Genomic DNA, 20,552 nt, shown 5'->3' with positions numbered 1-20,552 from the left:
ACCTTAGCCAATTCTTTGGCTGAGGTTTTTTTTATTTGCTCAGGCTCATACTAAGTTCATCCAGATCAAAACAAAGGAGGATCATCATGAAACGGATGAGCTGGGCTTCGTTATTGCTGGCTTGCTGTGTTTTCTTGCTGTCCGCGTGTGCAGGGGGCGGAAACGCCAACCAAAAAGCGAAAGGCGATTTCTCCGCCGGGATGGTGACGGACACGGGTGGTTTGAACGATGAATCATTCAACCAGATCACATACGCTGGCTTAAAACGGGCACAAAAGGAGTTAGGCATAGATATCAAGGCACTTGAGTCAAAACGGGATGAAGATTATGTGCCCAACTTGACCAAATTTGCCAGGGAAAACCGCGACATGATATGGGGTGTCGGTTTTAAGATTGAAAAAGCCATTGCTGATGTGGCAAATCAATTTCCAAATGCTCAGTTTGGGATCGTGGACAGCGATATGGGCGGCAAGATTCCCAAAAATGTTACCGCAGTCACCTTCAAGGAAGAAGAAGGCTCATTTTTGATGGGAATGATCGCCGGTTTGAGCACCAAGACAGGAAAAGTCGGCTTTATTGGCGGGATTAGCTCCCCACTTATCAAAAAGTTTGAAGTGGGGTATCGAGCTGGTGTCCATGCGGCAAATCCCAAAGTGAAAGTGCAAGTAGCGTACGCTGAAAGCTTTAATGATGCCACCAAAGGGCGGTCGCTGGCCAAAGCGATGTACGATGGTGGGGCTGATATCATTTATCATGCGGCCGGCGGTGTTGGAAAAGGGTTGTTTGACGAAGTAAAGACACGGGAAAAGGGAAAATATTGGGCTATCGGAGTGGACATGGATCAGAGTCGCTTGGCTCCAGATCACACGTTGAGCTCGATGGTGAAGAGAGTGGATGTGGCTGTTTTCAACGTGATGAAAGCACAGCAACAGAAGAAGCACAAAGCAGGCACATTGTTACAATTCGGCTTAAAGGAAAACGGGGTGGACTATGCCCCAACCACTACCAAACATGTCAAGCCTGACGTGCTCAAACGGGTGGATGAATTCAAACAAAAAGTGGCCAATAAAGAACTGATTGTTCCTGCCACAGAAGCTGATCTGAAGCAATTCATGCAGAGTTAAAACGGCGCCGCCCAACTGCTGTGAACGAGCCGTTGGGCGGTAGCGCTTTTTGATAGGGAATTCATCCGAAAAAGTGGTTATCGTTTCCATTCAGTTGGAATTAGTCTATAATGTTAATACATCGGCACATTAAAGGAGAGGTGTCAACGTGGCCAATAACCATTTTGAAACCGTTTCGATTGGAAATATCCAAGTGCATGTCTTACCAAGCACCAAGTTTAAAACGACCACGTTTGTAGCTTATATCGGACAAGAACTTAAGCCGGAAACCGTAACCAAAACCGCGCTGTTGCCGGCAGTGTTGCAACGGGGTACACAATCGACCCCCACCACGATCCAATTGAAAAGGAAGCTGGATGATCTGTACGGAGCCATCCTGTTTGGCGACGTGTCCAAACGAGGGGAACGCCACCTGATGGAATTTGGTCTGGAAATCGCCAATGAGCGGTATTTGCAGGACAAGCCGGCGCTTTTGGAAGAAGGGCTGTCCTTTTTCACCGAAGTGTTGTTTGCCCCGGCAACCGAAGGAAATGGGTTTAAAGCTTCTTATGTGGAAGCTGAAAAGAAGAACCTCAAGCAAAAAATCGAGAGCTTGCAAGACGACAAAATCCGCTATGCCGCTCAGCGCATGGTAGAAGAGATGTGCAAAGGTGAACCCTACGCCTTGTTTACTCACGGACGGCTAGCTGATTTGGAGCAATTGGGGGCGACCGAACTTTATACATATTATCAGGATGTGATTCAAACCTGCCCCATTGACCTGTACTGCGTGGGCAATGTTTCAACAGAACAGGTTGTCGAACTGTTGCGTGACCGCTTGGCCTCGCAGGCTACTGGGCAACGCAAGACATATACACTCGCCCCCGTCGTCCGCGAAGTGAAGGAAGAAAAGGTGGTTGTCGATCGGCTCAATGTCAAACAAGGCAAATTAAACATCGGTTGCCGTACACAAACGGAGATCACTTCAAACGACTATCCGGCACTGGTTGTCTACAACGGGATTTTGGGTGGGTTCCCGCACTCTAAGCTTTTCCGCAATGTGCGTGAAAAGGCCAGTCTGGCGTACTACTGCTCTTCCCGACTGGAAAGCCTCAAAGGCTTGTTGATGATCCAATCCGGCATCGAAATCGGCAATTACCAACGAGCGGTCGATATCATCAAAGAACAATTGGAAGCCATGCGTCAGGGACGGATCGACCAACAAGAATTGGAACAAACCAAAGCGACATTGACCAATGCTTACAAAGAACAGCAAGACCGCTCATACGAGCTGATCCATTTCCATCACCAATCGGTGTTGGCTGGGCAAGAAAGAACGCTGGAGCAGATGCTGCAAGCCATTCAGCGCGTCAGCATGGAAGATGTCGTGCGGGTGGCGCAAAAGGTGCAATTGGATACGATTTATTTCCTGCGTGACCAGGAGGGGAATGCTGATGCAAAAAATTGAATTCGCCCAAATCCAAGAAACCCTGTTTTATGAAAAGCTGCCCAATGGATTGCATGTGTACATCTTGCCGAAGCAAGGGTTCAGCAAGACGTATGCCACTTTCACGACGAAATACGGTTCGGTTGACAACACCTTTCAAGTGCCCGGCAAGGAGAAAATCTCTGTACCCGACGGGATTGCCCACTTTTTGGAGCACAAGATGTTTGAACAGCCTTCCGGTGAAGATGTTTTCCAAGAGTTTTCACGCCAGGGTGCTTCAGCCAACGCATTTACCAGCTTTACTAGAACAGCTTATCTCTTTTCTTGCACCGACCATGTGGACAAAAATTTGACCACTCTGCTCGATTTTGTGCAATCACCCCATTTCACGGATGAAAATGTGGAGAAGGAAAAAGGAATCATCGGTCAGGAAATCCGCATGTATGATGACAATCCAGATTGGCGCTCTTATTTTGGTCTGATTGAGGCGATGTACCAAAAACATCCCGTGAAAATCGATATCGCAGGCACAGTAGAGTCCATTGCACAAATCAACAAAGAGTTGCTGTACACCTGTTACGAGACGTTTTATCATCCAAGCAACATGCTGTTATTTGTCGTCGGTGCGGTGGACCCGGAGCGCACCATGACCTTGATCAGGGAAAACCAAGCCGCCAAACAGTTTGAGCAACAAGCGGAGATCGTCCGTTTCTTTGATGAAGAGCCGGACGAGGTGGCCCAGCCGCTGAACGAAATGAAATTGAGCGTTGGTATTTCCAAGTGCTTGTTTGGTTTCAAAGAGGGCAAAGCTTGGACCCAAGTGGAAGGGGAAGCCGCACTCAAACAAGAATTGGCGACCCAAGTCGTGCTGGAGGCCTTGATCGGCCCGGCGACTGAATTATATCAATCCCTGTATGACGAAGGTCTGATCGATGATAACTTCGGATTTGACTACTCATTGGAGAGCGGATTTGGCTTTTCGATGATGGGAGGGGATACACCGAATCCCGATCGGTTGTTGGAGCGGTTACGGGAAGAATTGCCGAAGAAAATCGACCAAGGCATTTCGCAGGACACCTTTGATCGCATCCGCAAGAAAAAAATCGGTAGCAATTTGCGCTATCTCAATTCTCCTGAGTGGATTGCTAATCAATTCACCAGTTACCAGTTCAAAGGGGTAGACTTGTTCCGCATCATTCCGATGTTGGAGGAGTTAACACTGGCTGACGTAAACAAGCGAATGAAAGAACATATCGATTGGTCGCGTTTTGCCGTGTCGCTTGTGCGGCCATTGGGATAATAGATGTATGCGTCCTTGAAAAAGGGCGCCTTTTTAAATGGAGGGATAGACGGATGGAAGTGAAGTTGGCAGGGGAAGTTGCGTGGGTTACCGGAGCGAGCGGAGGGATCGGCGCGGCTGTTGCAGAAGTGTTGGCAGAGGCAGGGGCCGCGGTGGCGGTCGGATATCTGCATTCCGCGGCTGAAGCACAATGTGTTGTTGAGCGTTGTCAAACATACGGCAGGCCGGCTTTTGCGGTGCGGCATGACGTGGCGAGAAGAGACTCGGTAGACCAGGCACACCAAGCGATTGTTTCCCAATTGGGAGCGCCGACGGTTCTTATCCATGCTGCTGGACAGGGCATGGTCGGCTTTTTTCAGGATCATTCGGAGAGTGAGTTTGATGACGTCATGGATGTACATGTGCGGGGGTTTTTTCACTTGGCGCAAGTCGTGTTGCCGAGTATGTTAAATCGCAAACATGGGCGGATCGTGGCGGTCTCATCCATATGGGGCCAGACGGGTGGCGCGCTGGAAGTGCTTTATTCTGCCGCCAAGGGAGCGCAGATCGGCATGGTGAAAGCCCTCGCTAAAGAATTGGCGCGATCGGGAATCACAGTAAACGCGGTGGCTCCTGGCGCCATTCACACGAAGTTGTTGGATGGGCAACTAACCCGTGATGAACAGAAGGCGTTGGCTGATGATATCCCGATGGGAAGATTGGGGGCACCAAACGAGGTGGCCCATGCGGTGAAATACCTGTGTTCTGGCGACGCGGGTTATGTGACTGGCCAAGTGCTTGCGGTCAATGGCGGTTGGTACACATAAGCATAAAAAATATGTTTTTGTCCCATATTACTCTTAGAGCGATAAAATCGCTGAGTGGTATAGGAGGGAAAAGTATGACCATCTTGGAAAATTTTGATCAGTGGAAAGAGTTTTTGTCAAATCGTGTGCATCAAGCGGAGAAGCTGGGCATGGATCGCGAAACGATTTCCGAATTGGCCTACCAAATTGGTGACTATTTGGCAAAAGACGTTGACCCGCAAAACGAGCAAGAGCGGCTGTTAGCCGATTTGTGGAGTGTGGCTAGTGAAGATGAGCAACGTACCATGGCGAATTTAATGGTAAAATTAGTTGATTCAAATAAGTGATTATTGCATCGTATATAAAAATAAAACACCTGTAGATATCAGGTGTTTTATTTTTATAACTACATAATTTGTTTATTTTTAAAACTACCTCCTTCAATTTGGATTATGCTATACTAAAAGTCATATGAATCCCTTCTAAAGACAAGCGGTGAAGGAGTGGAGGGGTGTTTTGGAATGAGTTCTCAGGAATGGTATTTGGAATATCAAATTCATAAAAACCGACCGGGGCTACTAGGGGATCTCGCCTCTTTGCTGGGTATGCTTTCCATAAACATTGTGACAATTAACGGTGTGGAAAACAGACGCCGAGGAATGCTTTTGCGAACAGAGGAACAACAAAAAATTGAAGCATTGAAACAGATCCTCCTCGGTGTTGACAATATCACGATCACCGCATTGCGCCCGCCGAAATTGGTGGATAGAATGGCCATACGGCATGGGCGGTATTTGGATCGGTGCATTGAAGACAAGCGAACCTACCGTTTTACCAGGGACGAATTAGGCTTGCTTGTTGATTTTATGGCAGAGCTGTTCAAAAAAGAAGGGCACCAGCTGGTCGGGGTGCGGGGTATGCCACGCGTGGGGAAAACAGAGTCAATCGTGGCTTCCAGTGTCTGCGCAAATAAACGGTGGACATTTGTTTCATCCACCTTGCTGAAGCAGACGGTTCGGAGTCAGTTGGCTCACGATGAATTGTCTGAGAACCATGTGTACATCATCGATGGCATTGTGTCTACGCGCAGAGCCACCGAACGGCATGACCAATTGGTCAGGGACATTTTGCGGATGCAAGCAACCAAAGTGATTGAGCATCCAGATATTTTTGTCAAAGAGACGGAATACACGCTCGATGACTTTGACACAATTATTGAATTGAGAAATCATCCTGATGAACAGATTACGTACGAAGTGGTGGAACCAGAATTTGATGGATTTTAACAAACGTTTGGAGGGGGAAACATGGCCGGGATTGGAGCTTATTTGCGTCAGGCGCGAGAGCGGCAGGGATACACGCTCGAGCAAATGAACAGTTCTACGAACATTCATACAGAATATTTGAATGCGTTGGAAAATGATCGCTTCGATCAATTGCCAAGTCCGTTTTATGCCAAAGCATTTTTGCGTACATATGCGAAATGCTTGGGCTTAGACGCGCGGCCTTTATTGGATTACTTTGAGAAAACGGTGCTGGGGAAAACGGAAGAACCTGCACAACCGACGGTGCAACCGGCTCCACAACCGCGTGCTACGTTCGGATCAAACAATATCAAACCAGGTGAAGCAAAGCAAGATTCGTTTGCTTTGCCACAAGGCCAACCAATGCGCCAAACACAGCCGCAATCATCGATAAACAAAAAGACAAAACCACAAGATCAACAAACGACTCGCTCTGTGATGCCGGTTTCCATGCAACAAGGAGGGCATGTTCAACAGACTCCTTTGCAACCAAGGGCCGCACAGTCCATGCCACCGAGGGCGATGACACCACCGCAACTACAATCTATGACGCCTCAGGCACAGCCGCCCACACCATTGCCACCATCACAGCCACAACAACCAACACCATCGCTTGAAATGACACAAACTCTGCGTTCGAATTTGCCGAACTTGCAGCAAACCTTGCAACACCAACCGCTGGCACCGCGCCGGATCGCTTTGGAGAGCAAGAGTGAAGGCCGGAAAGATAAAAAGCCCCTCACATGGGTTTTGCCCGCTGCCATTGGAGCGCTGTTACTGGTGGGCGGAACGTTGTATTTCACCGTGTTTCAGCCGGAAAGCAATACAGCCGGCGGAAATGTGGACAAGAATGTGGCCGATTCCGTTGACCATAGCGTGCGTGCAGATGGGCAGAACACGGTCTACCTGGAAGAGGGTGGGACATCCGACAATCCATTGGAAGGGCAATTGTATTATGTGCGAAACGCTAATAAGCTGGAAGTGAAATTGAAAGGCAGGGACGGCGAATCGACCGTCAGCTTTGCCCCAACGGCCAAAGACACCCCGAAAGAATTTACCTTGAAAGTCGGCGAAGAGAAATCTTTGGAGATCGGTAACCAAAATCAGGTATGGTTCCGCTTGGGCACCCCATCCAATGTGGAAGTGACAGCGAATGGGCAGACGATCAACACCTCAGCTCAAGATACGGAGAAAAGTTACCGGGTGCAATTGAAGAAATGATGAAGTAGTTGGCGGGAGGGATCAGCTTGTCTAATGAAATAGGTTACCGATTACGACAAGCGCGTGAATTATTGAGGCTTTCGCTTGAAGATGTAGAAGCGACCACACGAATTCAGAAAAAATATTTGATTGCTTTGGAGCAGGGGGATTTCAGTCAATTTCCCAGTCCGGCGTATGTGCGTGCGTATGTGCGTGCTTATGCTTTGGCCGTAGGCGAAAATCCACAACAATTGTTGCAACTTTACCAGCCAGGGCCCCAACCACCGACCGGTGCGAGGTCGATGAACCGGCGATCGCCACAACAACCAGTGGCGGGAAGGCAACAGCTGAGACAAGGCAACACCCGGATGACTCCAACACCATCTGCCCACCCGAACCGCATGGAGCAAGAGAAGTACTTGCGCCAAATGACAGAAGAATCTGCGGAACTCGTAGAACAACCAGCGCTGGTGCGCACGGCCAAGGGCAAGCCGCGGCGTCCTCAGATGCCGGCGGATGTGCCGGATCCGGAGGAACTGGGGATCACTTCTTCTCAGCCTGAGCCGGTAGCAGGGCCGCGCAGGCAAGCAAGCCCGCCCCTACAACCGCGTAGAAGAGATACGAGGCGGGAAAAAAAGAAGCAAGGCTCCGTATTCGGTAAGGTATATACAATCATGTTGATCGTGGGCGCGGTTTTGCTGGTTCTCGCTACCATCGCATTTATGTGGTACCGGGCAGAAAACGCAGCACAATTAAAATCGAAGGAAGCCCCTCTTACAGTGAAGCAAAATCAGGTGAAAGAAGCGGACAAGCCGTTGGGCAAACCGCGTTTGTCCGTTCTCTCCACCTCGCCTGAGGGTCCGGACCGATATGAACTGATCAACGCGCATGAGTTGGAGTTGAAAATCAGTTGGTTGAGAGAGTCGGGTAGCGCATTTGAAGTGCGGAAACAAGAGATAGACAAGCCGTTTGTCCAAGGTGAGGTTACCGAGGATAAAAAAGTATTCACCCAGTCATTTACGACTGGGGTCTGGCTCAAATTGTTAGAACCTAAAAACGTTTCTGTAAATATTAACGGATTTCCTGTTGGCGTCAATAAATATTCCAGCGAAAAAGATATTTATATCTCCGTTGTGAAGTGAAGCTCTCTGTGATAAGAGAGCTTTTTTGACACATGAAAAAGGTCGTGGTATGCTTGAGTCAAATTCTAAACAACCTTCTTAGGTGTTTTTGTTATATAAATCTACTAAGAATGGTTATTGATTTTGATAAACAACTTCTGTTAATCTGAAAAGTATGGGTTAGTGATTGAGTTGCTTTTATACAATCAGCCATATGTAAAAACGTATCTGCATGAACCGAGAGATGGATGTTCTGGTGCCTGAAAAGTAATATATTCACTTTTAGTCTTAGCTAATCGGCAGATACATTGGGAGTATATCTACCATTTTAAGTGAAAACAAATTGAAGGTTGGAACATGTTTATTGACAGCCTTTCAGGAGGTGGCTGGGGTGTCTGTCGAAATCGGCTCATATCTTCGACAAGCCCGCGAAGCGATTGGTCTATCCCTCGATCAATTACAGGAAAAGACGAAAATTCAAAAATCTTTTTTGATTGCAATCGAAAATGGCGAGTTTGATAAATTGCCTAGTCCATTCTATGTACGGACATACCTTCGCTCATATGCCAATTGTGTAAAAATTGAACCTCATCATATTTTGAGACAATATCGCAAAATGGAACAGGCGGAACGTTTTAATACAACTGTTCTCAAAGCCATTACCGAAAATGATTTAGCGCAGACCCAAGCGCACTCGTTTAACGGACAGTTGACGGGCAAACTGCCCACCATCAATCAAGCGACGGGCGTTCACAAGCCGGTTGGACAACAGACGAGTGCATTCCGTTTGCCAACAGCCAACCAAAAACCTGCTCAATCCCGCATCAACACTCAAACGGCATTGACCGCGAAGCGCACGGAAAGCGACAAGTTGCGCAGGGACAAAGAGCTGGCACGTCGGGATGTGGGTTACCAACGGACGACAAGTATGATGAAGGCAATTTCCCCAAAACAAGAGTTGGAGCAGACTATTCCGGGGAATGTTCAAACGACATTTAATCAGCCTAAAGTCACAGCACCGCAACTGCCGGAGGAGACTCCACTCAGCCAGGAGTCGACACTTGCGCACACGTTGACTTCAAGGCGGACGCGGGACAACCAAAAATTAAACCCGACCAGCACCGGGCCAAAAAGCATTTTATCGCGCACCGCCCAAATGAAAAAGGTGGATACAAGCTCCACCAATCCATTGCCGTCGGTGCGTGAACCGTTTTCCCAAGAGCAGGAGCAACACGATCCAACGGATCAGCAGGCTGTACAAATGCCATCGCTGTCCAGAAGCGCCGTCAAAAACAAGAAGCCGAAAAAGGTCTCCATGCCGAAATTCAAGGCTCCTAAGCGTTCTGTGATCATCGCGGCGGCCAGTTTGGCTTTGTGTATTCCAATTGCTTGGGGCGTTGCATCCTTTGTTGGGGATGATGAAGATAGCAAGAGCAAGGAGCAAATTACGACAGGCGAGACCAAATCCCAACAGCCGGCGCCAAATCAGGAGCCGACGCCAACACCCTCGCCTACAACTACGCTTAAGTTTATCAGCAGCGGAAAGACAACCGACCATTACCGGGTGAGTGGAGCGGGGGCGGAGATCAAGGTGGAGGCTTTGGGAGAGTTGGGACTTGATCTTCGTCACCGAGCCGATGGGAGTCCGTTTAAAGATGTAAGAGTGAGTGCGGGCAATACGTTCACTTACAAGCATGACTTTTCACAGAGTCCTGACATCTACATCTATCTCAACAAACCGGACAATGCCAAAGTGACAGTCAATGGAGAATCAGTGCAGAAATCGGCGACGTTCATTCATCTCAAACAAGATAATAACCAATAGTGAAAAAGCAAGCCTAACCACTCACAGGCTTGCTTTTTTGACGAATCTTTCCCCTGTGAGCTATACTGTAGGAGTTAATTCTGTTCAATCATCCCTATAGGAGGTACATAGGTGAAATGCCTAACCCTTTTACACAATTGAGAACAACTAGGGAAAACCAACAACTAAGCGTGTCGGATGTGGCGGAGTTAACCCAAATTGAGCCGCACTATATAGAAGCGCTTGAAAGCGCCGAATTTTCGAAGTTGCCGGATCCGGTTTATGTAAGAGGATATATCCGTACGTACGCCCGTGTTTTAAATGTGGCCCCTAATCCTTTATTGAGCCACTACAAAAAATGGGAGGAACAACAATCCTCCATGGAGACAGTGGCCACTGTTGGCAGTGCCGTTCCCGCTGCCTCGTTAAGTAGAAAAGAGCGATCCAAACGGGCAAAGGATGATGCCGGCCGAGCGGCTTTAATCAATGAGTGGTGGAACCGTCTGTCTCAAAATAAAGTCGTCTGGGTGACGGCTGCGGTGATCGCCGTGCTCGCCATCGGGGCGGTGGTTACTTGGACAGTGGTCAGCGGAGGCCAAGAAGTGAAAGTTGTATCCGCTGACTCAGAGGCGAAGCCTGGCGATGAGTCCGTGATAAATAAGGAGCGCCCCCGTGTGATGCTGGTCCAAACCTCGGACAGTTATGAGTTTGGCGATGTTTATCAAGTTGAAAACGCGGATCAGGTGGTGGTCAAAATCACGGCCAAAAAACCGACGGATATCCGTGTACGCGCTGGCGGCCCGAAAGGAAAAGAACTGTTCGACAAGCGGCTGGAGGCAAACCAGACGATGACGTTCAACGACGACAAGTGGTTGTCCGTGCGCTTAGATAACCCCAATCAAGTGGCGTTGTTTGCCAACGGAGTGTTGATCGACACCTCAACGCAAAAAGAAGTGTCACTTTACCAAGTGCGTATGGCCAACGCAACCGGGGAAGACTCGGCCGCACAAGAATAAGCATGGAATAGGGCAGGGGAATCCCTGCTCTTTTTTGACACCGCCCAGCCGGTTGGTTTATACTTACGAAAGAATTACACTAGGAAAGCTTTGGCTTGAGAGTGTGTGCTGACCAGGGTGCTGACGGGCCCGCTTATTCAGTTATTTCCCATCTGACCAAAAAGATGGTTCTTGGTTTAAGATGGTGCTATAAATTACATTACTATCTGAGTGAATCTGTCATAGCCAGGGAGGTTGGTTAAGGTGAACCTAGCCAACAAGATTACGCTGGCCCGTATCTTCTTAGTACCAGTCGTGATGCTTTTTTTGTTGGTTCGCTTTAATATGGGCTACGTCCAGGTAGGAAGCGTTACCCTAACCGTGAGTGAGATTATTGCCACCTTCATTTTCATTTTGGCTGCCGTCACCGACGGGCTGGATGGGTATCTGGCCCGCAAAAACAAAATGGTGACCACATTGGGTAAATTTTTGGACCCTTTGGCCGATAAGTTATTGATTACGGCGGCATTGATTTCACTTGTCGAAATGCAACGCCTGGAAGCGTGGATTGCGATTGTTATCATCAGTCGCGAATTTGCCATCACAGGTCTGAGGATGATTGCGGTGGCTGAAGGGGTGGTCATCGCGGCTAGTCCGTTGGGGAAGCTGAAAACGATCACTCAGATCGTCGCCATTGTGGCGTTGATGCTGAACAATGTTCCGTTTTCTTCGATCGCTTTTCCATTCTCAGAAATTGTTACATGGCTTGCGGTGATCGTGACGGTGATTTCCGGACTTGATTATTTCTACAAAAACAGAAAGATCGTCTCGATGACCCATTTGCAGTAACCCAAATGCATTGGAAGGAAGTTACGTTAGAGAGGAACGATGGCATGCGCGCGGAAGTGATTACGGTCGGTTCGGAGCTGTTGTTGGGTGAAACGGTGGACACACATTCCGCCTATCTCTCGCGCGAGTGTTTTTCCCTTGGAGTGGAAGTGGTTTTTCACACTTCTGTTGGTGATGATCAAGCGCGGTTGATGGAAGTTATTGAGCAGGCGCATAAGCGCTCTCAATTGGTTTTCCTGTGTGGCGGACTCGGCCCCACGCTTGATGATTTGACAAAGGAAACGCTTTCGGTTTTTTTGGGGATTCCATTGGTGCGGGACCCTGCTGTAGTGGCTGCGTTGGAAGAGTGGTTTCAAGGGCGTTCGCGAAGCATTCCATCCAATAATTACAAGCAGGCCCATGTTTTTGAAGATGGCGTTGTGTTTCACAATGCGCATGGGACAGCGCCTGGATTGGCTGTTTCCAAAGACGGCGTGACTTATGTGCTTCTGCCGGGTCCACCGCGTGAATTGATCCCCATGTTTGAGCAACAAGTTCGTCCGTATATCTTGGACACCTTTGCCAGTGGGCAAGCGTTGGTGTCCGAGGCATTGTCCTTTTTTGGGATTGGCGAGTCGCTCCTTGAGGAGACTTGCAAAGACTTGATTGAAGCTAATGACAATCCCATCATCGCTACATATGCGAAAGAAGCAGGCGTGACTTTGCGGTTAACTGCCCGGGCAGCTACCGAGCCGGCAGCGCGGGAGTTGATCGCGCCAATAAAAACAGAAGTGCTGAAGAGAACAGGAGATTACTGCTACAGTGAGCGTGAGGAACCGCTGGAAGAAGTGGTCATGCGCTCTTTGATTCAACAAGGGAAAACCGTGGCGGTCGCCGAGAGTTGCACGGGAGGGATGTTGTCCCAACTGCTTACATCCATGAAGGGGAGCAGTCAGGCGTTTATGGGGGGCATTGTTTCTTATTCCGCGTTTAGCAAGGAACAAGTGGTCGGCGTGCCTGAAGAGATCTTGGAGCGGCATGGAACGGTCAGTTCCCACACGGCAGAGGCCTTGGCTGAGCGGGTGCGGGAGCAGTTTGCTACCGATTTTGCGCTCAGTGTGACAGGTGTCGCCGGACCCGATGAGGTTGAAGGGAAGCCGGTGGGGCTCGTTTTCATCGGGTTAAAGGAAGCGTCCAAACCGGTTCGCGTCTATCGGTTGCAACTCAGGGGCTCACGCAGGCGAATTCAATTGCAAGCAGCCAAACAAGCTTGCTTCATTCTTCAGCAATGCTTAAAGAAAGGTGAAACAACACGATGAGTCGTTTTGACCAATTTGCGTTAAGCAAAGAAATTTTAAAAGGCATTCAAGATATTGGCTTTGAGGAAGCCTCCCCGATCCAAGCGGAGTGCATTCCTGCGGTGTTGCGCGGGGAAGATGTGATCGGGCAAGCCCAAACCGGTACCGGAAAGACTGCGGCATTCGGGATTCCGGTGTTGGAACGGATTGACACCAGCCATCAAGCGGTGCAAGCGATGATATTGGCACCGACCCGCGAATTGGCGATCCAAGTCTCTGAAGAAATGCGCCGGATCGGCCGGCCCAAGCGGGTGAAGACGTTGCCGATTTACGGTGGCCAAGCGATTGGCAGACAGATTAAAGCGTTGCAGCAAGGGGTTCATGTGGTTATCGGCACCCCCGGCCGTTTGCTCGACCATCTGCGTCGCGGAACGATTGACACTTCCAGTGTAGAGATCATGGTGTTGGATGAAGCCGATGAAATGTTGGACATGGGCTTCATCGACGACATCGAAGCGGTGTTCCAATACCTGCCCAAGCAACGGCAATTGTTGCTCTTCTCGGCGACGATGCCGACAACCATCCGGCAATTGGCACAAAAATATATGCGCAAACCTAAGTATATCACCGTGAATCGCGGAGAAGTGACGGTTCCGGTCATCAAGCAAGTATACTATCGCGTGTTGGAAAACCATAAGATCGATGCGTTGTGCCGGATTTTGGACAGTGAGGAAGTCGATTTGTCCATTGTGTTCTGCCGTACCAAAAAAGGAGTCGATGAACTGACTGATGCGCTCCAGGCTAGAGGGTACCTCGCAGGGGGATTGCATGGGGATTTGGCACAGCAACAGCGTGACCGTGTGATGAATGCGTTCCGCCAGGGAGAAGTTGAATTGTTGGTTGCGACCGACGTAGCCGCTCGCGGCATCGATGTGGGCAGCGTTTCCCATGTGATCAATTTCGACATCCCGCAAGATGTGGAGAGCTATGTGCACCGCATCGGACGGACGGGGCGTGCGGGTCGCAAAGGGTTTGCTCTGACGCTTGTCACACCGCGTGAAATGAAACAATTGCGCACCATTGAACAGGAGACAGGCGTTAAACTGCGGGCGCGGGAGTTGCCCAGCTTGGAAGAAGTGGCCGCAAAGCAACAACAAAGCTGGATGGGCCAAATCGAAGAGATTGTGAAATCAGATGCGGATCTCTCGTTGTTTGAAGAAATGATCGAACAGATGAATGAGAAGCTTTCTGCGGAGAAAGTGGCTGCTGCGGCCATGTACCTGGCTTTCTCGGAGCGGTTCGTCAAGAATATCGATGCAACCTATCACTTTGGGGAAACGGGTGCTTCGCCCGGGATGGTGCGTTTCTTCATCAATGTTGGACGCAATGCCAGCCTGAATCCGCAAGAGTTGGCCAAAGCGATCGCTGAACATGCAGGGATTGGCTTGCGGCAAGTAGGTAAGATCAACATTTATGACCGCTTCTCTTTTGTAGAAGTGCCGGAGGATGTGGCGCCATTCGTTTATGAAGCGTTGCGCCAATCCAAAATCAACGGGGCCCGTGTTAACATGGAACCGGCAAGACCGCGCAATAAAGGATAAAGTAAAGACCGCCCGACGCAATGTGTGGGCGGTCTTTTTTATTTCAACCATCATGAATGCCGAGCGCGATTTTGGCCAAGCGGGACATGCGACTTTTGTCCCATGGCGGGTTCCAGACGATATCCACTTGCACATCTGTCACCCCATCCACCTTTTGAACGGCGTCGCGCACTTGTTGCTCAATCGTGCCGGCGAGCGGGCATCCCATGGCTGTCAAGGTCATTGTCACTTGAACGCGTCCATCATCGTCGATATCCACTCCATAGACGAGGCCGAGGTTGACGATATCGATGTTCAGCTCGGGGTCGTTTACTTCTTCCAATTGCTCCATGATGCGCTCTCTGCATTTCTCTTTATCCAATCGAATATCCCCCTTTCTGTTTGTAATGTACCACATTTTGCTGTTGCCGACACCTGCAAAAAAAACGAATAAATGTTCGCTAATGATCTTGGCAGATGGATTAAAACAGGTTATGATGGGTATATGTGATTAAGCGGAAAGAGGAGGAACTGTGCATGTCAGATCGTCGTCAGGCGTTAGAAATGGCACTTAGACAAATAGAAAAGCAATTTGGCAAAGGCTCAATCATGCGGATGGGGGAAGAAACCACCCCGCAAGTGGAGACGATTTCCAGTGGGGCGCTGGCTCTGGATATTGCTCTGGGTGTCGGCGGATATCCACGGGGTCGGATTATCGAAGTGTATGGACCTGAGTCTTCCGGTAAGACCACTGTCGCTTTGCATGCGATTGCGGAAGTGCAACGCGCAGGAGGGACTGCGGCTTTCATTGATGCGGAACACGCGTTGGACCCTGTATATGCGCAAAAATTGGGTGTTAACATCAACGAATTGTTGTTGTCCCAACCAGACACGGGGGAACAAGCGTTGGAGATCGCCGAAGCGTTGGTGCGTAGTGGAGCCGTGGACATTATCATTATCGACTCTGTAGCGGCATTGGTGCCGAAAGCGGAAATCGAAGGGGAGATGGGTGACTCTCATGTCGGTTTGCAAGCCCGTTTGATGTCCCAAGCGTTGCGCAAGCTTTCGGGAGCGATCAACAAGTCCAAAACCATCGCCATCTTCATCAACCAAATTCGTGAAAAAGTGGGTATCATGTTCGGCAATCCAGAGACGACTCCGGGTGGACGGGCTCTGAAATTCTATTCCAGCGTTCGCTTGGAAGTGCGCCGCCAAGAGACGATCAAACAAGGAGCGGACATGGTCGGTAACCGAACCAAAATCAAAGTAGTTAAAAACAAGGTCGCACCTCCGTTTAAGCAAGCGGAAGTAGACATCATGTTCGGCGAGGGGATTTCCAAAGAGGGAAGCGTCCTTGATATCGCGGCTGAACTGGACATTGTCAATAAGAGCGGAGCATGGTATTCCTTCGAGGGGGATCGCCTCGGACAGGGCCGTGAAAACGCCAAGCAGTTCCTCAAGGATCACCCAGAAATCTCAGTGAAGATTGAAAATCGGATTCGTGCGCACTACGATCTGCCCCTGACACGAGTTGAAGAGAAACCGGCAGAGCCGGCCAAGGAAGAGAAGCGCGGCCGCAAGTCGAAAGAAAAAGAGGAGACCGCTCCTTCTCTTGAGGCGTGAGCTGAAGGGTGACCACAAGTGACCAATTACATCACCCGAATTGAGAAGTGTTCCAAGCAGGCGAAGCGTTACCGTATCTTCGTGGATGGGACGGAAGTATGTTTTGTCCACGAAGATGTGTTGGTCAAATTTCATCTGTACAAAGGGATGGAAATGGAGCCGTCCCAATTGGAAGAGTTGTTGCAAGCGGAAGAGTACAACAAGGTGAAGCAGGCCGTGATGCGGTATCTCTCTTACAAACCGCGCACGGTATACGAAGTGAAGCAACATCTCAAAGAGAAGGGGTATGAGGCGGCTTTGGGTGAACAGGCGATCAAGGAGATGGAAGCGCAGGGCTTCCTGGATGATCGCCAGTACGCCAAGAGCTGGGTAGCTGAACGGCATCGGCACAAAGGATACGGTACGCTTCGTTTGCGTCAGGAATTGACCAAAAAAGGAGTGGCTTCATCTCATATTGATGAGGCGCTTGCAGAGATGGACGAAGAAGAACAGCGCCAGCTGGCAATGAAGATTGCCGAACGGCGCTATCTTCGTATATGCGGAGAACCTTGGCCGACGATTGAGCGCAGATTGGGGCAGTATTTGTTACGGCAAGGTTATCCTGTATCGTTAGTGTACGAGATTTTACGGGAATTTCGCGATCGTGATGAAGCTGAAAAGGGGAATGGTTGATGCGGATTTTATATTTTACTGACACGCATATCCGGGGAACCTCTCCGCGCAGCCGAACGGATGACTTTCAACTCACCATCCGGCGCAAGATTGAGGAAGTGATTGAAATCGCTGAACGGGAACAGGTTGATTTCGTGTTACATGGGGGCGATGTGTTTGACCGCCCCAACCTGTCTCCGGCCGTTGTGCGCGAGTTTGCCCAAGTGTTTCGTCGGTTTCGCGCACCGATTTATGCCATTGCTGGCAACCATGATATCTACGGTCACAATCCAAGCACGATTGAACGCACCATGTTGGGATTGCTGGATGCATTTGGCACGGTTCGGCTGATTAGCGACGGACAGAAGGTCAAGCTGGAGAAAGATGGTTTGGTCGTCCAACTCAGCGGACAACCTTTTCATTATGATTTGGATAAGCGGGAAGTTCATTTGGATTACCATGTGGAAAACGAATGCGAAGCAGCCTACTGCATTCATATGGTGCATGGCATGCTGGTGGATCGCGCGTTGCCGGAAGGGGTACCGCATACCATGGTGGGAGATGTCTGGTGTGACGCAGTGGACATTTTATTGACCGGCCATTACCATGCAGGATTTCCGTTGCAACACCGCGCCGGCAAATATATTGTCAATCCGGGCGCGCTGGCCCGCATCAACAACCACCCGTCGGAAATCAAACGGATGCCCCAAGTCGCCTTGATCGAACTGGGCGAGTCAATTCAAATCAGCCTGATTCCCCTTCGTTCGGCCACAAGCGGAGAAGAGGTGCTGGATCGTTCCTATATTGAGAAGAACATGTACCGGCAGGAGCAACTGGCTTCTTTCGTCCAACAGATCCGTTCTGCAACGGACTTTCAAGCGGTGGACGTAATGGATATCATCGACGAAATCTCCCGCCTCAACGGGATTGACGAAGAAGTCAAATTTGAAGCCCAACGGCGGATCGCCATTGAACAAGAGAAAGGAGAGGCCGGGCATTGAGCACCTTTAAGAAGTTGGTGATCGAGAACTTCCAGTCGCATCAGCATACGACGATAGATTTTTCGGATGGGTTAAACGTGTTTGTGGGCGCGTCAGACAGTGGGAAAAGCGCCATTTTGCGGGCCATCCGTTGGGTGCTGTTCAATGTGCCGCGCGGCTCAGATTACATCCGGAGCGGTGCCAAAGAATGCCGGGTCAGCTTAACCTTTGCTGACGGAACGGAAGTGGTGCGGGTGCGCAGTACTTCTGTCAATCGTTATCTGTTGCGAAAGCCAGGCGAAGAAGAACAGGTATTTGAGGGATTCGGCAATATGGTACCTCAAGAAATCGTCGACGCTCATGGCATTGAGCCGATCAAGCTGGATCAAAAAGAATTGTATGTCCACTTTGGCACCCAATTGGAGAGCCCGTTTCTTTTGTTTGAATCCAATCAGAATAAAGCCAAGACGATCGGGCGGATCAGTGGGGCACATCTGATCGATTATGCTTTGAAAAAAGCGAGCGCAGACCGTCAGCAGATCAATGCCCAGATCAAACAGCTCGAGCAATCCCGGGACGAGATCAAAGAAAAACTGCAACCGTATGAAAACATTGCGGAGCTGGAAGAACAAGTGTCGCTTGCCGAAGAGGCTTTCAGCAAGGCGACGGAACGGAAAGCGCTGTGCGAACGGTTGCGCAAGGCTCAAGAGCAGTTAGGTCTCCTTGGCATGGCCAAAGCGGGAACGGAGCAATTTATCGCCAGCTTGCGCCAGTTGCCCGAAGCGGAGAGAATCGTCCAACAACTGGAGACGCAGAAATTTCGATACCGCTTGTTGACAAGAGCCTATGAGCAATGGGGGCGTTTGCGACTGGAAAAGGAGAAAGTGAGCCGCATCATCGAGGCCGCTGCTTCCTTGCCGAGATTGGAAAAGGAGCTGGATTCGTTAAAACTGCGTCATGATCGTCTGGTTCGTTATGTCGAAAGCAAACGCAAATGGGACGAGCATCATGCTGAACGCCTGCGTTTGGAGAAGCGCTTGCAAGCAATGGTGCATGTCCGTGATGCGGACCAGGCGGTCGGACATCTTCAAAAACAGGCAGAGCGCTTGGCTAGACTGGTGCAATTGCAACGGAGATGGAAGCTTATCCAGCAAGAGAGCGATCAATGGAAACGCATCATTGAACGCAACGAGCGGGTTCCGGCAGTGTGGCAAGAGATGCTCCCCGCTTTGTCCATGAAGAAGGAGCGGTTAAACCGCTTGGTCGAATTGTATAAGCAATGGTCGGATGTGTCGAGGCGAGTGCAGATCGGCAAGGCGTTTTGCCGCGACAAAAAAGAAGAGATCAAGCGGTTGACCGAGGAGCTGGCTGCCTATATGAAGCGGTTGGGCAATTGTCCGATGTGCAAACGGCCGATTGAAGAACATGATATGGAACACTTGATTAACGAATATTTGGGAGGGTAGACCCATGAATGATATTGAAAAAAGCATCGAGTTGTTGCGGGCGCAAACAGAAAAAGCGAAAAATGAGCTTTTGAAAGCGGAGGGAAAGCTGGAGAACCTGATGCGCAACGAAGAGGAGATCATCAAAGAAGTACGTGAACTGGGAGTGGAGCCGGAGCAATTGGAGGAAGAAATCCGGCGCTTGGAAAAAGAGATCAATGAAGAGCTGCAAAAGGCGTGGGGCTATTTACCGCAGGAGCTGAGAAAGTGATATGACCGAGTCTTCGTTTACCCAATTGAAAGAAGCGTTGTCTCGTGCGAGAAACGAGTTGATTGTGCGCAAGTCAGAACGTGACTTATATTTGGGGCAATTAAAACAAACGGAAGAGCGGTGGCAAATGTGCCTCAATGAGCGCGATTTGCTGGAAAAAGTGCGAGTGCTGTTCCAATTGTCGGCGGAACACGCCCGTGAGCAGGCAAAACAACAATTGGAGACACTGGTTACCAATGCGTTGAAATATGTCTTTGGGTCGGCGTTTCGATTTGAGATTGAACTGAAGGACCATGGCGGGACGCCGACGGCTGAATTTTATGTCGTCTCGACTTGGGATGGTCAAGAAATTAAAAACAGGCCGCAAGAAGCCCGGGGTGGGGGCATTGTGGACATCGTCTCGCTCGCTTTGCGCATCGCGCTGATCGAAACAGTGAAACCGCGTTTGAGCGGACCGATTATTCTTGATGAGCCGGGTAAGCATGTGAGTGAAGATTATATCGTCCCGATGATTGAGTTTCTAAAGTCAGTCGGGGAGACCTTTGGACGGCAAGTGATTATGGTGACGCACAACATCCATTTGACGGAATCGGCCGATGCGGCTTATTTTGTGCGCTTACAAGGCGGAAAATCAGTTGTTGAACAAAGTGGTCGCCTTGACAATGGGATTGCATAAATAATACAATTGACTTGTGTCTTTGCCTCTCTTGGGGCGAAGACACCCTGATTCCAACTGAAAACGTTTGTTAGTAAAGTGGAAAATGGTTCTAGCTGGTTTTTTCCAGCCTTCACCTGGTATAGCAAGACATGACGACGG

The 20,552-nt window shown here is 49.7% G+C and carries 20 protein-coding genes; 19 read left to right on the top strand and 1 reads right to left on the bottom strand.

The window, feature by feature from the left end; genetic code table 11:
- The first annotated feature begins 86 nt into the window (after positions 1 to 86).
- From EDC32_RS07030 to EDC32_RS06970, 13 genes are all read left to right on the top strand, one after another.
- Complete coding sequence (locus EDC32_RS07030; protein WP_132220820.1) at positions 87 to 1,124, top strand: BMP family lipoprotein; 1,038 nt, start codon at positions 87 to 89, stop codon at positions 1,122 to 1,124.
- Between the two features lie 148 nt (positions 1,125 to 1,272).
- A complete protein-coding gene (gene yfmF, locus EDC32_RS07025) occupies positions 1,273 to 2,571 on the top strand; it encodes an EF-P 5-aminopentanol modification-associated protein YfmF (RefSeq protein WP_022737593.1) in 1,299 nt (432 codons plus the stop codon).
- Positions 2,558 to 3,850: an EF-P 5-aminopentanol modification-associated protein YfmH gene (yfmH, locus tag EDC32_RS07020; RefSeq protein WP_132220818.1), complete on the top strand. Its 1,293-nt coding sequence runs from the start codon at positions 2,558 to 2,560 to the stop codon at positions 3,848 to 3,850. The genes yfmF and yfmH overlap by 14 nt, the downstream gene beginning before the upstream one ends.
- 53 nt (positions 3,851 to 3,903) lie before the next feature.
- Entirely contained in the window at positions 3,904 to 4,656 is a 753-nt protein-coding gene (ymfI, locus tag EDC32_RS07015; RefSeq protein WP_132220816.1) for an elongation factor P 5-aminopentanone reductase, read from the top strand.
- 74 nt (positions 4,657 to 4,730) lie between these two features.
- Positions 4,731 to 4,982, top strand: coding sequence for a DUF3243 domain-containing protein (locus EDC32_RS07010; protein WP_022737596.1), 252 nt, complete (start codon positions 4,731 to 4,733; stop codon positions 4,980 to 4,982).
- 174 nt (positions 4,983 to 5,156) lie between these two features.
- Entirely contained in the window at positions 5,157 to 5,921 is a 765-nt protein-coding gene (locus EDC32_RS07005; protein ID WP_102992628.1) for a DUF3388 domain-containing protein, read from the top strand.
- A gap of 21 nt (positions 5,922 to 5,942) precedes the next feature.
- Complete coding sequence (locus EDC32_RS07000) at positions 5,943 to 7,160, top strand: helix-turn-helix domain-containing protein (protein WP_132220814.1); 1,218 nt, start codon at positions 5,943 to 5,945, stop codon at positions 7,158 to 7,160.
- A 26-nt stretch (positions 7,161 to 7,186) separates the two neighbouring features.
- On the top strand, positions 7,187 to 8,281 hold the full coding sequence (locus EDC32_RS06995) for a helix-turn-helix domain-containing protein (protein WP_158283262.1): 1,095 nt from the start codon (positions 7,187 to 7,189) through the stop codon (positions 8,279 to 8,281).
- A gap of 370 nt (positions 8,282 to 8,651) precedes the next feature.
- Complete coding sequence (locus EDC32_RS06990) at positions 8,652 to 10,085, top strand: helix-turn-helix domain-containing protein (protein WP_158283261.1); 1,434 nt, start codon at positions 8,652 to 8,654, stop codon at positions 10,083 to 10,085.
- A 116-nt stretch (positions 10,086 to 10,201) separates the two neighbouring features.
- A complete protein-coding gene (locus EDC32_RS06985) occupies positions 10,202 to 11,080 on the top strand; it encodes a RodZ domain-containing protein (protein WP_132220808.1) in 879 nt (292 codons plus the stop codon).
- Between the two features lie 243 nt (positions 11,081 to 11,323).
- Positions 11,324 to 11,908 (top strand): CDP-diacylglycerol--glycerol-3-phosphate 3-phosphatidyltransferase, encoded by a 585-nt coding sequence (gene pgsA / locus EDC32_RS06980; protein ID WP_022737602.1) that lies wholly within the window; start codon positions 11,324 to 11,326, stop codon positions 11,906 to 11,908.
- Positions 11,909 to 11,952: 44 nt separating this feature from the next.
- Positions 11,953 to 13,206, top strand: a complete 1,254-nt coding sequence (locus EDC32_RS06975) for a competence/damage-inducible protein A (RefSeq protein WP_132220806.1) — start codon at positions 11,953 to 11,955, stop codon at positions 13,204 to 13,206.
- Complete coding sequence (locus EDC32_RS06970; protein ID WP_132220804.1) at positions 13,203 to 14,786, top strand: DEAD/DEAH box helicase; 1,584 nt, start codon at positions 13,203 to 13,205, stop codon at positions 14,784 to 14,786. Before EDC32_RS06975 ends, EDC32_RS06970 begins: the two co-directional genes overlap by 4 nt.
- Positions 14,787 to 14,829: 43 nt before the next feature.
- Here EDC32_RS06970 and EDC32_RS06965 read toward each other — a convergent pair whose 3' ends face one another.
- Positions 14,830 to 15,117 (bottom strand): metal-sulfur cluster assembly factor, encoded by a 288-nt coding sequence (locus EDC32_RS06965; RefSeq protein WP_375163200.1) that lies wholly within the window; start codon positions 15,115 to 15,117, stop codon positions 14,830 to 14,832.
- 185 nt (positions 15,118 to 15,302) lie between these two features.
- On the opposite strand from EDC32_RS06965, the gene recA reads away from it, so the two are divergent.
- From recA to EDC32_RS06935, 6 genes are read left to right on the top strand one after another with little or no spacing between them, the layout of a single operon-like run.
- Positions 15,303 to 16,388, top strand: a complete 1,086-nt coding sequence (recA, locus tag EDC32_RS06960) for a recombinase RecA (protein WP_132220802.1) — start codon at positions 15,303 to 15,305, stop codon at positions 16,386 to 16,388.
- Positions 16,389 to 16,406: 18 nt separating this feature from the next.
- On the top strand, positions 16,407 to 17,060 hold the full coding sequence (locus EDC32_RS06955; RefSeq protein WP_132220800.1) for a RecX family transcriptional regulator: 654 nt from the start codon (positions 16,407 to 16,409) through the stop codon (positions 17,058 to 17,060).
- The gene (locus tag EDC32_RS06950) at positions 17,060 to 18,040 is read left to right on the top strand and encodes a metallophosphoesterase family protein (RefSeq protein WP_132220798.1); all 981 of its coding nucleotides are present in this window, start codon (positions 17,060 to 17,062) and stop codon (positions 18,038 to 18,040) included. Before EDC32_RS06955 ends, EDC32_RS06950 begins: the two co-directional genes overlap by 1 nt.
- Positions 18,037 to 19,485 (top strand): AAA family ATPase, encoded by a 1,449-nt coding sequence (locus EDC32_RS06945; RefSeq protein WP_132220796.1) that lies wholly within the window; start codon positions 18,037 to 18,039, stop codon positions 19,483 to 19,485. Before EDC32_RS06950 ends, EDC32_RS06945 begins: the two co-directional genes overlap by 4 nt.
- 4 nt (positions 19,486 to 19,489) lie before the next feature.
- Positions 19,490 to 19,735, top strand: a complete 246-nt coding sequence (locus EDC32_RS06940; protein WP_022737610.1) for a hypothetical protein — start codon at positions 19,490 to 19,492, stop codon at positions 19,733 to 19,735.
- Between the two features lies 1 nt (position 19,736).
- Positions 19,737 to 20,411 (top strand): ATPase, encoded by a 675-nt coding sequence (locus EDC32_RS06935; protein ID WP_022737611.1) that lies wholly within the window; start codon positions 19,737 to 19,739, stop codon positions 20,409 to 20,411.
- Positions 20,412 to 20,552 lie beyond the last annotated feature (141 nt).

The sequence above is a fragment of the Laceyella sacchari genome (genome assembly GCF_004343255.1).
Classification (GTDB): Bacteria; Bacillota; Bacilli; order Thermoactinomycetales; family Thermoactinomycetaceae; genus Laceyella; species Laceyella sacchari.
This window is presented reverse-complemented; position numbering and strand designations above follow the sequence as displayed.

Coding starts and splice junctions, on each gene's coding strand:
- EDC32_RS07000 (WP_132220814.1), top strand. CDS start 5,943: ATGGCCGGGATTGGAGCTTATTTGCGTCAGGCGCGAGAGCGGCAGGGA.
- EDC32_RS06970 (WP_132220804.1), top strand. CDS start 13,203: ATGAGTCGTTTTGACCAATTTGCGTTAAGCAAAGAAATTTTAAAAGGC.
- recA (WP_132220802.1), top strand. CDS start 15,303: ATGTCAGATCGTCGTCAGGCGTTAGAAATGGCACTTAGACAAATAGAA.
- EDC32_RS06950 (WP_132220798.1), top strand. CDS start 17,060: ATGCGGATTTTATATTTTACTGACACGCATATCCGGGGAACCTCTCCG.
- EDC32_RS07010 (WP_022737596.1), top strand. CDS start 4,731: ATGACCATCTTGGAAAATTTTGATCAGTGGAAAGAGTTTTTGTCAAAT.
- EDC32_RS07005 (WP_102992628.1), top strand. CDS start 5,157: ATGAGTTCTCAGGAATGGTATTTGGAATATCAAATTCATAAAAACCGA.
- EDC32_RS07030 (WP_132220820.1), top strand. CDS start 87: ATGAAACGGATGAGCTGGGCTTCGTTATTGCTGGCTTGCTGTGTTTTC.
- EDC32_RS06940 (WP_022737610.1), top strand. CDS start 19,490: ATGAATGATATTGAAAAAAGCATCGAGTTGTTGCGGGCGCAAACAGAA.
- EDC32_RS06965 (WP_375163200.1), bottom strand. CDS start 15,117: ATGGAGCAATTGGAAGAAGTAAACGACCCCGAGCTGAACATCGATATC.
- yfmH (WP_132220818.1), top strand. CDS start 2,558: ATGCAAAAAATTGAATTCGCCCAAATCCAAGAAACCCTGTTTTATGAA.
- EDC32_RS06985 (WP_132220808.1), top strand. CDS start 10,202: ATGCCTAACCCTTTTACACAATTGAGAACAACTAGGGAAAACCAACAA.
- EDC32_RS06975 (WP_132220806.1), top strand. CDS start 11,953: ATGCGCGCGGAAGTGATTACGGTCGGTTCGGAGCTGTTGTTGGGTGAA.
- EDC32_RS06935 (WP_022737611.1), top strand. CDS start 19,737: ATGACCGAGTCTTCGTTTACCCAATTGAAAGAAGCGTTGTCTCGTGCG.
- ymfI (WP_132220816.1), top strand. CDS start 3,904: ATGGAAGTGAAGTTGGCAGGGGAAGTTGCGTGGGTTACCGGAGCGAGC.